A 15,278-nucleotide genomic window follows, 5' to 3' on the forward strand; every position below is an offset into this window, starting at 1 on the left:
GATTTATACCAATACAAAAATCCATAAAGAAAGCAAGTAGTTACAAATACTTTGTAACTACTTAGCAAAGTTCAAGCGCTTAGGGATAACTAGATAGCTTCAGGTATAGTGTCTGAGGCTTGTTTAGATTTTTCAATCGCCAGGTAAAGACCTAATGCACACACCACAGCCACAGCAATGATCAAAGCAACAGGTCGCATAGAACCATCGAAAAAATAACCTGTTGCGGCAACGGCTATAGAAGAAATGAGCAGTCGAGAGGACATGATAAAGGAAGAGGCAGTGCCTCTCTGATCAGGTAATATTTCTAAAGACTGTGCAAAAGTCACACTCATCGGAAAAGCGCAACCAACGGCAAATAAACACATTGCACTTGTGATAAACACTGGCTGGTATGGGAACATAAAAGCGAAAATAACTAATAATGCCGTCGCACATACACAACAGAACATACCAAAAGAAACGGCTTTGGTACTGCCTATCACCGAAACAACTTTATCCGCATAAAAGCTCATCGCAGAAAAACAAAGTACCAACAAACCCTGATGTATTGCAAATTCTAAGACAGGCAATTCACAAGTATTAATATAATAAAAAGCTGCGCTACCCACAAAAGTAAGATAAGCCGTTACCAGCATATTGGGCATACAAGCGTAAAGCAGGAATTCTCTATCTGTACATACTTTTACATAATCGTTAAGAATGCTTTTAACTTTTAATGTTTCACATTGCTCTTTGGTTTCCGGCAAACCCACCACTAATAAACACCATGCCACGAAAGCGATGAATGCCACTGCGGTAAAATTAGCGCGCCAACTAAAATAATGAATGATCACGCTGCCTAAAATAGGTGCTGCTGCCATAAAAATAGTCACATAAGCATTGATCTTGCCAATATATTTAGCAGCAATATCACCACGATAGCGATCAGATATCATGGTAAAGCCTAATACTAAAGTACTACTTGCGCCTAAGCCTTGCACAAATCGCCAAAACATCAGCTGATAAATAGAGTTTGAAAGCACGCATCCCAATGCGCCAATAAGAAAGCAAGTTGCACCAAATAGCATTAAACCACGTCTACCCCATGCTTCAGATAAAGGACCATAAAGTAATCCTGACAAGCAAAATGCCAAAAAATTTAAACTCAAGGTACTTTGTACCTGCGCCTCTGTTGCTTCAAAAAACGCCATAATGCTCGGGAAGCTAGGAATAGAAAGATCAATTTCCATACAACAACCCAGTAGTGAAACAATAATAAGGAAGACAAGGGGTAATTTAGGCATGAATCGAGACATATTATTTGTCTTATTGTCAATAAAATCTTCGGTATTCTAACATTTTCTATATGAATCACAACAAAATTAAGACTTTTGGCTTTAAAAATATGACCGATGCAAGACTTCTCAGGATGAATAAAAAGTGCCACTGTAGACTTGTAACTACTCACACCACATAAGGGAATTCTCTTACGAATGACATTTAGGGGCGCAAGTAGTTACTGAATTATCGTAGCGGGTTCACGAATGTAGGCGTTTTTTTACAGAAAGCTCCATTTGTGGATACGGTATTTGTATATCATTTTTATCAAAAATTAACTTAATTTTCTCCAGAACCTCACCTTGAACTTCAAGATAATGTTCCTTTTTAAGCCACATTTTAACAGATAAATCGACACTGCTCTCAGCTAATCTACTCACCGCCACAGAGGGAGCAGGATCTTTTAAAACCTTCTCCACTTGCAAAACAATATCATGCAACAGCTTTTTTGCTTTCATCAAATCAGCGTCATATGCAATCGAAGCAATAATTTCTAGGCGCCGCTTACCCCGATATGCTTTATTAATGATCTTACCTTGAATGAGCATACCATTTGGAATAACCACTATCTCATTACTGGATGTTTTAATTTTGACATTAAACAAATCAATATACTCTACCACCCCCAAGGTACCCGATATTTCCACCAGATCCCCATACTCAAAGGGCTTTTGAAAAACTAAAATAACACCTGCAGCAATATTGGATAGAAAGTCTTTTAAAGCCAAACCAATTGCTAATGAAGAAGCACCCAACAAAGTAACCAATGATGCGGTAGGCACCCCTAGTTTTCCTAAGATTGTGATGCCCGCTATCACTAAGACAAGGGTATACACTGAGTTGGTTAAAAATAGCTTGAGCGCTTGATTTCGTTTGCTGTGCGAAAATAAATTCAGTAACTTATTTCGTATAAATCTTGCTAACCACAAAGCGCAGACAGCCACCAGCACAGAACCAATAATAGTAGTCAGATTTGCAAATAAATATTTTTCCCAAGCGACAATATCCATTAAATTCCTATGTCAGTTTAAATACAAAGATTTTGATTCTAATCTCATCTAGTAAGAAGATCAATCTCAGTTTTTTCGCTTAAAAACCAAAAAACACTAACCAACTAACTATTTTTACTCTTACTTTGAATAAGTATGGCTGTCCTGGAAAATATGAAAACAAACTTGGGTGTTCTAGTAATTTACTAGTAATTTATAGTCAAATGCCGAGTAAGTTAGTTCACATTTCTATTTGATAGATGGATAATGTTACCCACATGGAATTGTCTTTAATCATCATGGAGTATTATGCGTACAAATCATAAATTAATGTTCAATCTACTAATGTTGGTATGTGGCCTATTTATAGCAAGTTTTGCGCACGCCGCTCTCTATAGTTGTACCGACCCAATTTATGGCGTGAATGGTACAGGCGGATATGGTACTACCTATACCTCAAATAGTTGCTTAAATGGTCATACAGCAAATGCAAGCAGTAGCATTGTGACTTCAAACGCAGTATTACATGCAACAGCAGCTCAAGTTTCTGACTTGATTACAAGCCGTTTAGAAAATTTACGCAACCCTCAAAATCAAAGAGTTGCTTCTGCACAAAACATTTTAGGCTCAGGCGTGTCTAGCGGAGACAGCTTAGGGGCTATATCTGTTTGGGCAAATGGCTCATGGCAAAAAATCAAAAATGATTTCACATCAACCGCCTTTGACGGTCATGTTGCAACAGCAATGGTTGGTGCTGATACAGTATGGAAAGATTATGACATGATTGTTGGTCTAGCCTTTGGTTGGGAAGATCAAGGCATCAATACAACCTTCAATAGTGGTAAACAAGATGCAACAGGTTGGTCTTTAACACCTTATGCTTCTTGGATGATTGATAATAATTGGTCTGTAACCATGTATGGTGGTTATTCATGGCTTGATTATGATTTATCTCGTAGAGATCCTGCGACCATGGGAGAAATATCAGGTAGTGCAGATGCAAGTCGCTGGTATATCGGTGGTGATTTGAATCTTAACATCGTAAGAGATCCGACAAGATTTGATTTATACATGGGTGTCATGCATTTATCTGAAAAGAGAGATGACTATGCTGAATCAGGTGCACAAACACTTACACAACCATCTTTCACAAATCATATCAGTCGCTTTAGATTAGGAAGCACCTTAGGGTATTTAGTACATCCAATGGTAGAGCCTTATGTTAAAGCTGCATTATTATGGGATTTCAACCAAAGTAATATCCCTGTAGCAAGTGTTCAATTAATACCTGCTCATGCAAGTACAGCGCTTGTTTTTGGCGGTGGTTTTAATGTGTTCTTGTTACCAAATGTTTCTCTAAATTTTGAAGGTTTCACGGAAGCATACAGAGATAACTATGATAGGTACGGTGTAAACGGAAGTATCTTAGTTAATTTCGGATAATCTTTGTTCTCTCCCCCAAAGCCTGAGATCCTTCTCAGGCTTTTTTTTGTCTATCATTTTTTTAAAGCAGTTGTAATTATTTATTAAAATGTAAAACGTCTATCACTTTCTTTGCGAGCTTCTGAATCAGGCGTTAATTGCAAATGTATTCCCGTTTTATTTATAGAGAGTGTTATCTGCCTTGCGGGTGTATACATTGATACGGTAGATAAATCATTCTCACCATCCGAGCTGTAATAGGTATCTTCATTGGCTAATTGCATTGATTCAAGCTGCTCTTGTAGTTCACTGATTCTTCTAGAGGCATTTTTAGATTTTATTTTGATTCTATTATAAATTTCTTTCCTTTCACCATTTTGTTTTTCATAACTATCACCCCGGCGATAGATGAGATAAGTTGTATCACTCGGAAAGCTAATTTTCTGTTCAGTCAACGACCAAAAGAAATTTTGCAATGCAAGATTAGAAGGATGAACCACAATTAATTTTTTGTTTTTTTTCTGTAAGGGATCTAAAGCTAGGGTTATTTCCTTCTCAAGCCATCTTTTTTGAGAACCTGATAATCCTCGCTCAGTATCATCTCTACACTGAGCAACAATATAATGTATCGTATCTTGCATTTGTTTAAGTGCATAAGTCATAAGAATCTCTCCTTAGAATAAGCATGACTTGAGGAAAAAATCATATAAGAAAAATAGCGGGTATTTTTTAGAAAAGGATAAAAAGAAGTTAGTTTAAGCATATTCCCTCGTTAACAATCAAAGGGTGTCCGTGCTTACAATAATCAAAGTGCTTGAAAAGAGAAGGAATTGCTTGCTTTTTTTATAATAAAAACAGCATTATTTCAAAGCTAACAATCACTCAAGTTACAATAAGCTTAATTCTTACCATATTGGAGTCTATTCGATATGTCAAACAAATGGGTTCTTTGAAAGATAACAAACCGAAAAAAGCCTTCCCTCTAACTCTGAAAACGCTGACTATTTTACTTATGCATTAATCTTGTCAATTAAAGCTTGATCGATGGGTATGATATTCTGAATTCCATACTTCAAAGCAGAACGCATTTTGGCTATCCCTAAGTGCGCTTTTGTATCATCCTGTAATTCATTCAACCCCAAAAACCACAAAGCAACAGGATCATTCATATTACGAATATAGAGCTTTTTTGCAAAAGCAATGGCTATGTCATTTTCTTGATTTGATAATCGCCACATTAAATAAGGCGCAGCAAGATCGGTACGCGTAGGTGCATTTTGCAAAAATGCGTCTAATCTTAACTCCCAATCAGCTAATAATTTAACAACTTGTGGATAATCTTTTTGTTTACGACTTGAAAACGCCCACTCACTTCTCACTAATAAATCCATAATTTTAAAACGTGCACTTACACCATTCTCTAAATAGCGATCAACAGAACAACGCAGCCAATCTAATTTATCGTACCAATCCTCTGGATAAGTTTCTTGCTCTGTGTGCACCAAAAAATAATTAACCTCATGATTGACCACCCCCAAACGAAGCCCACCATAGGCCATATCTCCTAATTCATCACCACACTGTAAATGTGTCGCCATCTTAGACAAATCAGGTGTTGCAAATTTTGTTGAATGCGAGGCAAGCCTGTAACCCTCTATTACGCCATAAATAAAGATACCGATACTCATAAATAAAACGCTCATTAAAATAATGTGCGCATTCTGATTTCTTTTCAGTTTCTCAAGAAAATGAATCTTTGCTTTCAATATAGGGCTTGATACAGCTGCAAAAGCTAATCCCATAAAGGGTAGCGTAATTGCAAATTGAAACCACATCGCACTCACAACAATAAAGCTAAAGGCAAGTCCCATTGCAAGTGGCATACGTTTTGCAGATGTACTTGCAACAGCAATCATTGGATACAGCAAAATCAATAACATGCCTAAAAGACCAATCGACACAAAGGCTTCTATTAAATAAGAATGTGAATGGAAATCAGCTCTAGAAAGCGAATCCCAATACAATTTATCCGTACCAGTAGAATTAAACATAAATAATTTTGTATCTTGAATGGGAAGATAGGTAGCAGCAACATCAGTAAAAGATCCCCAACCATGCCCTAGCAACATCTGAACCACGCCATCGCTTTTAAAATTTTGATAAGCCGTTTGGATCAATTCATATCGCGACCAAATGCTCTGCATATGGTTGAGAAAAGAGGCATCACGAGCACCATAATAACCCAACAAAACAACCAGTCCCGTCACGCCGATGGGTGCCATCATGATGGCAGCAACACTTAACAGCCTTATTTTTGCAAGATGTCGCAAATAATAAACCAATCCCATAACAAGAGGAGACACAATGATAAGGATCTCAGCAGATTGGTTTCCAGAGACAATAATAGGCACAGATGCAATCAGATAAGAGAGTGCTATCCAATGTTTTTGACGCACATTTAAAAAACCAATGATAATTGGAAATAAGAATATTCCATAAAATGCTAAATAATCTGTGAAAACATAGGGTTTCCATAAACCTAAAGCATCACCTTTATAGGTCAACAAGCTAACCACAAGTGCAGAAATAACCGCATAGATCCCAATAATGTTTCGATATATTTTTTTATTTCTAAGAATAAGACCAGAAAGGATGAGAAAAGCTAGGGAAAAATACCACATTACCCCCTCTCCCAATTCAGGTGCACCGAACCAAGAGCGCCGTGGAAATGCAGTAGAAAAGCTAAAGAGCAGGCTCACCACACCTATGGCAAAAATGCATAGCACCAATGGATGATAAAGTAAGGGTGTTATTCTTTTAGGCTGGACAACATAGAGTCCCAATACCCCAATAGCAGTTGAACAACTTATAGCGTTCAGAGCAATAAAAAGTAGTTCACTCTCAGGCCATAAACCAATGGTGTAATGAGGATTTGTAAATAATAAGAGACTTAAGCTTAATAACATACAAATCATTAACCAAAGAGAGCAGCAGCGATGCAACTGTGCTTTATCCATTGTCATGAATGCCTATCCTTAAACAATTCATCAGTCAGACATCAAATACTGGGCTATTGTACTGTATTTTGACGGCGGAGGGGTTAAAGTAAAGATTTTAAAAAATCCATCTGCTCACTAAAGCGAGCTTCTTCCCTTGAAATCAAGGGAAGACAATCATTCACTTCGTTCATTTTTTAACTGACAGTAAGTTCAAGTATTGCTAAGTTATTTCTCAGTGGCGCAACGCGCCCTATACCTCCTTTGTTATCAAAGGGGGTTGCCGTTCACGGCGGGGGGATTTTCAAAATTTTTTACGAGGGCATTTTATTTTGGCGGAGAGAGAGGGATTCGAACCCTCGATGGGGTTTAAGCCCCATACTCCCTTAGCAGGGGAGCGCCTTCGGCCACTCGGCCATCTCTCCAGGTCTGCGCATAATACCACTGTCACGCCTCCAGGTTAAGACTTGATTTTAATTAAGTTTTCAGAAAAATATTTATTTTGATTTCCAAATATTTTAAATGCTAACAAAATAATAAGTTTTGTCATTATGGATGTTTGTTAGCAAACATTTTTTCATTGTTAGCATTATTACTTCTTTATGCTAGAATCCTTTACTTACTCATGCCCACTTTCAATGATCTTAATAGGTATAAAATGATTAGTAGCCCCACTGTTTGGAAAAATGCAAATACACTCACGCACGATTGGGAACCCTTGAGCTCACAGCAAACCTTAGAACTATCTGAAGATGGGCGAATTCTCGTTACCTCTAACCCTCAAGTAGAACAGCTGCCCCTTTTCGAAAAATCTGCACCTTACCAAGAACTCATGATCTTGATAGCACATTCCAAAGCAGTAAGAGATGAAGCAGAAAAAATAAGTAAGCAATTAAAAACCCTACCAAATACAAACTTGGCTGAATATCAAGATAAAATGTCACAATACCAAGGTGCGATTAATTTATTAAATAAGCACACTCGTTTTTTACAGACTTGCCATAACAGCCTGATTCTCAAAGATCGCAAAAACGTACAAACAAAAAATAATTTATTGCACAAACTAAGTTTTGAAGTATTAGAAGAACAATCTGAGAAACAAATTGAAGATTTGCGCCAAATGATCACCACACTACGAACAAGCCAAAAGGCTCATGCCATAAAATCCACCTTGTCTCGAATAACACTGCTTGTACCTCTATCAGAAACAGAGGCAATAGCTATACCAACAACCATTGCAAAAATTGCACCCATCTCTTTTAAAATTGGTAGCTATGCTTATCAAGCTCAAAACTACACCGTAACAATAAACATGGCTCTAAAAGAAAAAGACGAGTGGAATCAATCTGAAACCATTCATCCTGCTAACAATGAGCTTATTTTAAAATCAGTATCTACCGATTCAAGCAAAGATATCGCAATAATTAAATTTTCTGTCTGCTGGGGAGACGGTCACTTTCCATTACTTGACCACACCATAAAAAAGCTTGATGAACTGTTTCGCCCCAATTACGCCACCCTATTTAAAAACAAAAAGAAAATACAAAATACCACCAGCTTAGTCATTCAATCCGAACATGAGTCATCTGATGACGTAATTCATCGAGACAAATTAAGGCAAACACTTGTAGAATGGATGGTGTACTATAATCTTGATCAACTCATCATATATGATATGCCAGAAGCAGCTGTCGTTTATTATGGTGAAGGATTTAGCTGCGACTTTAGCAATCATTTGCCGAAATCACAGGCAGATATCCAAAGCAATCTTAATCATTGCTTAGAAACGCGCAGTCATCCTACTGCACTTCCTATCGAGGAAGAAGAGAGAGACAAAGTTGCCGTGCCTTATATCATGAGAAATCGTATAGACCTTCTCACAAAATATCAATTTGAGAAAGGCAAGAAAAAATCCTATGCTGAACTCATAGCAAAAGAACCCATACTTGATCTAAACGCCTGCAGAGCAATGCCAGAACTCATGGGCATCCCTCGTCTTCCTTTTTATAGTCTTTCAACACTACGAAAACGCGAATACACTGGGCGCTTTAATCCCGATCCTATTGCTATTCAAGCTACAAAACTTGATTATAGAGATATCGAACGTTCTTCTGCACGACGTGAATGCTCACAAGTTTCTGAGCACGTCCTGCAAACAGAAAAGATTCAGATAGAACGTAGAAGTATTGTAAAATTAAGGCGCTGCAAGTAGCAATAGTATTTTGTTTTCTAACACATAACTATTAAAAAGCTTGACCTAAAAAGCGTTTCTGTTCATAATCACCCATCTTGTGCGCCCGTAGCTCAGTTGGATAGAGTACCAGGCTACGAACTTGGTGGTCGGAGGTTCGAATCCTTCCGGGCGCGCCATATTCAAGTTTATTCTTGAAACATGGCTAACACTTTATAAGCCCTGTTCTGAATTCTCTTCTTTGAAGAGCGCCTTACGATCTCGATACATCCCCGCACGTACAACTAAAATGAGTGTTGCGGGTGTTGTTATCGTCATAAATACCGCAATCAGCACACAAAATAAATTAAGCTTTGACTCTAACATTGAGAAAAAGATAATAGAAGCAACCAATATGAAACCAGCACCTAAAGTCGCCCCCAAGGTTGGCGCATGCACACGTTCATAAAAACTTTTTAGTCGAATTAGGCCAAGATTGCCAACTAAGGTTAATAAGGCACCCATGATACACAAAATGCTTATAAGACAAGCTGCCCACAAAGGAAGATCAGACACGGTTGTCATTCAATGACCTCCCCTCGCATCAAAAATTTTGCAACTGCTGCTGTTGCAGTAAAACCCAATAACGCAATCACAAAGGCAGCCTCAAGATACAACATACTACTCGTGCGCATAGCAAGCACGACAATAAACAAGAGAGCATTGACATAAAAAGTATCAAGACCTAGGATGCGATCTTGTGTTTTGGGTCCAATCACAGTGCGCCAAGCAGCAAGCACCATAGAGAGAGCCAACATAATATGCGCAATGCTAAAGGCCCAAGCTAAAACAGCCAAGCTCATTCAAATATCTCCATCAATAAACGCTCATAACGATTTTTAATCAATTGGATCCACGCTTCTTCATCAACCAAATCAAGCACATGCAACAATAAATTTTTATTTTCTGCATCATACTGTACCCATAATGTGCCAGGAGTCGCAGTAACAATCATGGCCAAAGCTGACAAAGCATAAACATTTTGTATCTGCAAAGGCACTTCAATAAAATCTGAAGTTCTGTGGCCACGCTTATAACCAACAATGATGGAAAAAACCGCAATATTGGATCGCACAATATCTCTCAAAACTACGCCACACAAACGAAAAATAGCGCCTATATTACGAATACGTGGTTTCTCAGGATTAAATATCTTCATAGAGAAGGGCACAATGGTCCCTACCAATATGGCAAAAACAAGGGTAGAAACCGCGAAAGATTGTGTCAATAAGAACCACATAATCAACAAGGACAACGACAGCAATGGGTAAGGAAACAAAGACCTCATAAAATATCCTTTTCTGTTGCTATCACCGCATCGACATAATGTTGCGATGTTTGCAACCACACGGAGGTTCTCGCAATATGCTGCATAACAGGATTACTTAAAACCGTTAAAAGAATACAAACACACAGCAAAGCTGAAATAGAAATAAATTCAACAAAAGCAACCTTAGATGACAGTGTCTTTGCTGGCGTCCATAAAACCTTGATACCCGCACGCATTAAAGAAACTAACATTGTTATACTGGATATTATGATCAATCCAATAAACAACCAAGATAAGGGCGTAACACCGCTCCTCCCTTCTAAGATACTAGACATAATCACAAACTTTCCAATGAATCCTGACAAAGGTGGCAAGCCAATCAATAAAAGCGCGCAAACCAAGAAACCAATACTTAACAATGCCAATGCAACGGGTGTGACAACGCTCATTTGCGCTTCATCTATCGTGCCATCTTCAAAAGGATCGTGATATTCGTCAGTAAATACGGGCTTAGCTAAGATAGAAGCATACTTACCGCGCGCACGATTCAACAATTCAATTAATAGAAACAGCGCAGCGATAGCGAGCGTGGAATTAACAAGATAATACAAACCTCCTGACAACACAGCAGCATTACGCATACCAATGGCCGCCAAAATTGTACCTGATGAAACAAAGATACAAGCAACAGCAATGCGTGACATACTGCGCGCAGAAAGAGAGGCAATACAGCCATAGGCAATCGTGCATAGGCCACCGATAAATATACATTGACTATAAACGCCCCCCACAACAGAGCCAGAAAGCAAAGCCGTCATACGCAATACAGAATAGATCCCAACCTTGCTCAAAATTGAAAATACAGCCACAACAGGTGCACTCGCAGCCAAATAAGTTGCCGGCAGCCAAAAGCCTAATGGCCACATACCCACTTTAATTAAGAAGGCTAAACTCAACAGTGCAACCCCAGCACTGAACAAGCCCATATTATCGGGAGTAATCCCAGGAAGACGCAAAGCAAGATCGGCCATATTCAAAGTACCAATCACGCCGTAAATAAGGCTGGTTCCAATCAAAAATAAGCTGGATGCCACCAAATTAATGGCAATATAATGCAAACTGGCTTTGATCCGTCTAGGCCCAGAACCATGCAAGGCTAAACCATAAGAAGCTGCTAACAAAATCTCAAAAAATACAAAAAGATTAAACAAGTCGCCGGTTAAAAAGGCGCCATTAACCCCCATGAGTAATAACATCAGCAAAGCATGAAAACGTGGCCCAGCTTTATCCCAGCGTGCAAAAGAAAAAATCAAAGTGGATAAACCGAGAAAGTTCGCTAGCACCAACATGATATTGGACAATCTGTCTGCAACCAACACAATACTAAATGGCGCAGGCCAATCACTCATCAGATAAACAAATTCTTGATTGCTTCTAAGCAAAACAACAGAAACGCCAAGGAGCGTTACGCTTGTTATAAAGGTGATAAACCGTTTGCTCTTATTGCGCCGCTCATCCAATAACAGCATAACGGCACCTGCAATCAGTGGCAGGAGTATCGGAACAATCACAAGATGTTGCATCCACGCACTCATGCTTCAGGCTCCTGGTTATCCACATGATCGGTACCACTCACACCACGAGCAGCAAGCAAAACAACTAAAAAGAGTGCTGTCATAGCAAAACCAATTACAATGGCCGTCAAAACCAAGGCTTGTGGCAGAGGATCAGCATATTGTGCAAGGCTCCCCACCTTCTCCACTAATACAGGTGGTGCGCCTATGCGCAATCGGCCCATTGAAAAAATGAATAAGTTAACGCTGTAAGAAACTAAAGTAAGCCCCATAATGACTTGGAAAGTACGTGGTTTGAGTAATAACCAAACACCAGCAGCTGTCATAATACCAATACCAGCCGCTAAAATGGCCTCCATCACTCCCCCTTATCATGCGTCAAAGTAGAAACTGCTGCATCATCGACACCTATAGCACTTTCAATGGCTTCGCGTGGTTTACGAATAGACTGGTGCGCCAATGCAATTAGTATCAATGTCGTTGAACCAAGTACCAGCACAAAAACACCCAAATCAAATATAATAGCGCTGGCTAGCGGGATTGCCCCAAGAATAGGTAGTTCTGCATAACGGAAATAAGAAGTCAAAAATGGATATCCAAAAAACACCGCCCCTATCCCAGTCAGCACTGCCAACAAAAGCCCTATACCAACACAATAGAGTGGAAAAATATTCAAACGCATTTCCAACCAACGAACACCAAAAGCGATATACTGCAAAAGAAAGGCAATTGCTAAAGCCATCCCCGCAGCAAAGCCACCACCTGGCCAATCATGTCCTCGTAAGAAAAGGTGTAGTGTGAAAACAATGATGACAGGAAACAACCACTGAATAACGAGGCGTGGCACCATCATATAGTCTTTAGCCACATTTCCTGTTGGGCGATCTTTGCTGGAAACCATATCATGCTGTGCATTTTTTTGCTGCTTCGTTTTTCCAAGGCTATCGGCAGCGGGACGAAAACGACGTAATAAAGCAAAAACCGTCAAACCCACAATCCCTAAAACAGTTATCTCACCTAATGTATCAAAGCCCCGAAAATCAACCAGCAAAACATTGACAACATTATGTCCACCTGCTGCTTCATAAGCGTGCTCGAGAAAAAAAGATGAAATACTATTTTCAAGTGGCCGCGTCATTACAGAATAGGAAAGCGCAGCAATTCCTGTCCCTATAGCAACAGCCATGATTAAATCAAAGGCACGACGTAAGAAGACACGAAAAGAATGCTGAAGCGGTACAGCGACTTGCTGAGGTGTGGGTAACCAACGAAGCCCTAATAACAATAAGACGGTTGTAACAATTTCGACCAACAATTGTGTTACAGCCAGATCAGGCGCGGAGAACAACACAAAAGTAAGACAACATGCCAATCCAGCTCCACCCGCCAGTATTAAAGCACTTAGGCGATGATATCTGGCTAAATAAGCTGCTCCCATTGCACAACTACCACCTGCCAACCACAACAGAGCAAAGGCAGGCTCTAGTGCTGACACATTATCCGATATTTGCCAGCCATAACTAAGGCTTGTAATGCCTCCCACCACCAAAGTGGCCATAGCAATAATACGCATTTGTGGCTGTAGTCGACGCGTAGTTAATTTTCTTTTCAACCATCGTGCACTGAGTGTCGCTGCCGTTATAGTCATCTCATATATGCGTCCACCACGTACACGGTGAATCAAAGGAGGACCAATGACATTATGATTAATCTTTTCTCTAAATATGATGTAAAGGGTACTACCCCCTAGCAAAGCAACAAAACTCATCATCATCGCAGGATTAAATCCATGCCAAATAGCAAGACTATAATTGGGCGTATGTATACCTAAAACAGACTGCACAGCCATATAGAGGAATGGACCAATAGTGCTTTGCGGAAAGATGCCCACTATCAAACAAATGAGCACCAACATTTCAATGGGAAAACGCATCCATCTCGGTGGTTCATGTGGCTGCTGAGGTAAGTTAAACGCGGGAGGCCCAAAAAATGTTGTATGAATAAAGCGCAAGGAATAAAGAACAGCAAAAATACTCGCCAATGTTGCAAGTACTGGTAAAGCATAATTAGCCCAACCCACAAATGTAATATCAATGACCTCTGATAAAAACATTTCCTTGGATAGGAATCCGTTTAGCAACGGTACGCCTCCCATCGCTGCAGCAGCAACCATCGCTAAGGTCGCTGTAAAAGGCATGAAGCGAAATAGGCCACTCAACTGACGCATGTCACGCGTACCTGCTTCATGATCAATAATCCCAGCTGCCATAAAAAGTGAAGCTTTGAAAGTTGCATGATTCAAGGTGTGAAAAATGGCTGCAACCATTGCAAGTGGGCTACCTAAGCCGAGCAGCAGCGTAATCAAACCTAGATGGCTAATCGTTGAATAGGCCAAAAACCCTTTCAAATCATGCTGGAAAATCGCGGTGTATGCGCCTAAGAGCAAAGAGATTAAACCAGCCCCCCCCACTAAATAAAGCCATGCATCAGTACCAGACAGTACTGGCCACAAGCGGATCAACAAAAAAATACCTGCTTTAACCATGGTCGCCGAATGCAAATAAGCACTCACAGGCGTGGGGGCTGCCATGGCATAGGGCAACCAGAAAGAAAATGGAAACTGTGCGCTCTTAGTTAGCACGCCGATTACAATAAAACATAGCATCGGCAAATAAAGGCTGTGCTGGCGTATTATCTCGCCAGAAGCCAAGACTGTGTCGAGATCAAAACTCCCAGCAATCTGCCCTAACAAAATGACACCAACGAAAAGGCACAACCCGCCTGTCCCTGTCACCGTCAAAGCCATAGATGCGCCATCCCGCGCATTGGCATTATAATGCCAATAACCAACCAGTAAGAAAGAGAAAATGCTCGTCAGCTCCCAGAAAATCACCAACTGAATCAAAGCTCCAGAGCTAACAATCCCCAGCATAGATCCCATAAAAGCCAGAAAAAAAGCGAAGAATCGCCGCATAGAATCTTGAGGCAACATATAGTAACGCGCATATAAAATAACCAGCGCACCAATCATTAAAACCAGCAAAGAAAAAACCCATGCTAGTCCATCTATGCGGAAAACAAAGTTCAATCCATAAGCAGATAGCCATTCAATGTTGCACCGAACAACGCCTGATGTAACAGAAGGATAAAGTTTAAAAGCACAAAAAATGCCCATAAAGGCAACAAACCACGAAACCGCTACCGTAGCATTTCGCGCATGCTTGGGGAGAAAGACCATACTCAATGCCCCAAAAAAAGGCAAAAATGTCATGGTTAATAGAAAAAAGTTATCTGACATATGCTGCGTTACTTATTTAGAATATGACGCATTTTTGGAATATATAATTTGTTAGGGACTTTCCAAACTATACATAAACAACCCTTCCTCACTATATGATACTTATTAAGTAAAGACTACTTGCTATTTCATGTGCTTATAGCAAAGATAATTGCAGGAGCGGGTCCTGAGTGATCCCC

Annotated in this window: 12 protein-coding genes and 2 tRNA genes; 3 read left to right on the forward strand and 11 right to left on the reverse strand. The window is 39.7% G+C overall.

Annotated elements, in window-relative coordinates; all coding sequences use genetic code 11:
• Nucleotides 1-89: 89 nt before the first annotated feature.
• Entirely contained in the window at nt 90-1,232 is a 1,143-nt protein-coding gene (locus CC99x_RS10470; RefSeq protein WP_057624098.1) for an MFS transporter, read from the reverse strand.
• 288 nt (nt 1,233-1,520) lie between these two features.
• On the reverse strand, nt 1,521-2,330 hold the full coding sequence (locus tag CC99x_RS10475) for a mechanosensitive ion channel family protein (RefSeq protein ID WP_057624099.1): 810 nt from the start codon (nt 2,328-2,330) through the stop codon (nt 1,521-1,523).
• Nucleotides 2,331-2,618: 288 nt separating this feature from the next.
• Between CC99x_RS10475 and CC99x_RS10480 the strand changes: the two genes are divergently transcribed.
• The gene (locus CC99x_RS10480; RefSeq protein ID WP_057624100.1) at nt 2,619-3,752 is read left to right on the forward strand and encodes an autotransporter outer membrane beta-barrel domain-containing protein; all 1,134 of its coding nucleotides are present in this window, start codon (nt 2,619-2,621) and stop codon (nt 3,750-3,752) included.
• A gap of 83 nt (nt 3,753-3,835) precedes the next feature.
• On the opposite strand, the gene CC99x_RS10485 is transcribed toward CC99x_RS10480, so the two are convergent.
• The 3 genes from CC99x_RS10485 to CC99x_RS10495 all read right to left on the reverse strand — a co-directional run bounded on the left by CC99x_RS10485 (nt 3,836) and on the right by CC99x_RS10495 (nt 7,152).
• Nucleotides 3,836-4,393: a hypothetical protein gene (locus CC99x_RS10485; protein ID WP_057624101.1), complete on the reverse strand. Its 558-nt coding sequence runs from the start codon at nt 4,391-4,393 to the stop codon at nt 3,836-3,838.
• Nucleotides 4,394-4,741: 348 nt separating this feature from the next.
• Nucleotides 4,742-6,754, reverse strand: a complete 2,013-nt coding sequence (locus CC99x_RS10490) for a hypothetical protein (protein ID WP_057624102.1) — start codon at nt 6,752-6,754, stop codon at nt 4,742-4,744.
• Nucleotides 6,755-7,060: 306 nt separating this feature from the next.
• Nucleotides 7,061-7,152: transfer RNA gene (locus CC99x_RS10495), tRNA-Ser, on the reverse strand.
• A 233-nt stretch (nt 7,153-7,385) separates the two neighbouring features.
• On the opposite strand from CC99x_RS10495, the gene CC99x_RS10500 reads away from it, so the two are divergent.
• Both CC99x_RS10500 and CC99x_RS10505 read left to right on the forward strand, forming a co-directional pair.
• Nucleotides 7,386-8,939, forward strand: a complete 1,554-nt coding sequence (locus CC99x_RS10500) for a hypothetical protein (RefSeq protein WP_057624103.1) — start codon at nt 7,386-7,388, stop codon at nt 8,937-8,939.
• Nucleotides 8,940-9,020: 81 nt separating this feature from the next.
• Nucleotides 9,021-9,097, forward strand: a tRNA-Arg gene (locus CC99x_RS10505).
• A 34-nt stretch (nt 9,098-9,131) separates the two neighbouring features.
• Here CC99x_RS10505 and mnhG read toward each other — a convergent pair.
• Genes mnhG through CC99x_RS10535 form a run of 6 tightly spaced genes read right to left on the reverse strand, consistent with a single transcriptional unit; the run spans nt 9,132 to nt 15,099 of the window.
• Nucleotides 9,132-9,482 (reverse strand): monovalent cation/H(+) antiporter subunit G, encoded by a 351-nt coding sequence (gene mnhG / locus CC99x_RS10510; protein ID WP_057624104.1) that lies wholly within the window; start codon nt 9,480-9,482, stop codon nt 9,132-9,134.
• Nucleotides 9,479-9,760 carry a K+/H+ antiporter subunit F gene (locus tag CC99x_RS10515; RefSeq protein ID WP_057624105.1) on the reverse strand — a complete coding sequence of 94 codons (282 nt, stop codon included), beginning with the start codon at nt 9,758-9,760 and terminating at the stop codon, nt 9,479-9,481. The genes mnhG and CC99x_RS10515 overlap by 4 nt, the downstream gene beginning before the upstream one ends.
• Nucleotides 9,757-10,245 carry a Na+/H+ antiporter subunit E gene (locus tag CC99x_RS10520; RefSeq protein WP_057624106.1) on the reverse strand — a complete coding sequence of 163 codons (489 nt, stop codon included), beginning with the start codon at nt 10,243-10,245 and terminating at the stop codon, nt 9,757-9,759. The genes CC99x_RS10515 and CC99x_RS10520 overlap by 4 nt, the downstream gene beginning before the upstream one ends.
• Entirely contained in the window at nt 10,242-11,822 is a 1,581-nt protein-coding gene (locus CC99x_RS10525; protein WP_057624107.1) for a monovalent cation/H+ antiporter subunit D, read from the reverse strand. Before CC99x_RS10525 ends, CC99x_RS10520 begins: the two co-directional genes overlap by 4 nt.
• On the reverse strand, nt 11,819-12,160 hold the full coding sequence (locus tag CC99x_RS10530; RefSeq protein ID WP_057624108.1) for a Na+/H+ antiporter subunit C: 342 nt from the start codon (nt 12,158-12,160) through the stop codon (nt 11,819-11,821). Before CC99x_RS10530 ends, CC99x_RS10525 begins: the two co-directional genes overlap by 4 nt.
• Nucleotides 12,160-15,099: a monovalent cation/H+ antiporter subunit A gene (locus CC99x_RS10535; RefSeq protein WP_057624109.1), complete on the reverse strand. Its 2,940-nt coding sequence runs from the start codon at nt 15,097-15,099 to the stop codon at nt 12,160-12,162. Before CC99x_RS10535 ends, CC99x_RS10530 begins: the two co-directional genes overlap by 1 nt.
• Nucleotides 15,100-15,278: the final 179 nt, after the last annotated feature.

It is taken from the genome of Candidatus Berkiella cookevillensis, assembly GCF_001431315.2.
In the GTDB taxonomy this organism is placed as follows: domain Bacteria; phylum Pseudomonadota; class Gammaproteobacteria; order Berkiellales; family Berkiellaceae; genus Berkiella_A; species Berkiella_A cookevillensis.

Excerpts from the sequence above, each read along its gene's own strand:
- mnhG (WP_057624104.1), bottom strand. The coding sequence starts at position 9,482 with ATGACAACCGTGTCTGATCTTCCTTTGTGGGCAGCTTGTCTTATAAGC.
- CC99x_RS10520 (WP_057624106.1), bottom strand. The coding sequence starts at position 10,245 with ATGAGGTCTTTGTTTCCTTACCCATTGCTGTCGTTGTCCTTGTTGATT.
- CC99x_RS10530 (WP_057624108.1), bottom strand. The coding sequence starts at position 12,160 with ATGGAGGCCATTTTAGCGGCTGGTATTGGTATTATGACAGCTGCTGGT.
- CC99x_RS10535 (WP_057624109.1), bottom strand. The coding sequence starts at position 15,099 with ATGTCAGATAACTTTTTTCTATTAACCATGACATTTTTGCCTTTTTTT.
- CC99x_RS10490 (WP_057624102.1), bottom strand. The coding sequence starts at position 6,754 with ATGACAATGGATAAAGCACAGTTGCATCGCTGCTGCTCTCTTTGGTTA.
- CC99x_RS10480 (WP_057624100.1), top strand. The coding sequence starts at position 2,619 with ATGCGTACAAATCATAAATTAATGTTCAATCTACTAATGTTGGTATGT.
- CC99x_RS10475 (WP_057624099.1), bottom strand. The coding sequence starts at position 2,330 with ATGGATATTGTCGCTTGGGAAAAATATTTATTTGCAAATCTGACTACT.
- CC99x_RS10470 (WP_057624098.1), bottom strand. The coding sequence starts at position 1,232 with ATGGAAATTGATCTTTCTATTCCTAGCTTCCCGAGCATTATGGCGTTT.
- CC99x_RS10515 (WP_057624105.1), bottom strand. The coding sequence starts at position 9,760 with ATGAGCTTGGCTGTTTTAGCTTGGGCCTTTAGCATTGCGCATATTATG.
- CC99x_RS10485 (WP_057624101.1), bottom strand. The coding sequence starts at position 4,393 with ATGACTTATGCACTTAAACAAATGCAAGATACGATACATTATATTGTT.
- CC99x_RS10500 (WP_057624103.1), top strand. The coding sequence starts at position 7,386 with ATGATTAGTAGCCCCACTGTTTGGAAAAATGCAAATACACTCACGCAC.
- CC99x_RS10525 (WP_057624107.1), bottom strand. The coding sequence starts at position 11,822 with ATGAGTGCGTGGATGCAACATCTTGTGATTGTTCCGATACTCCTGCCA.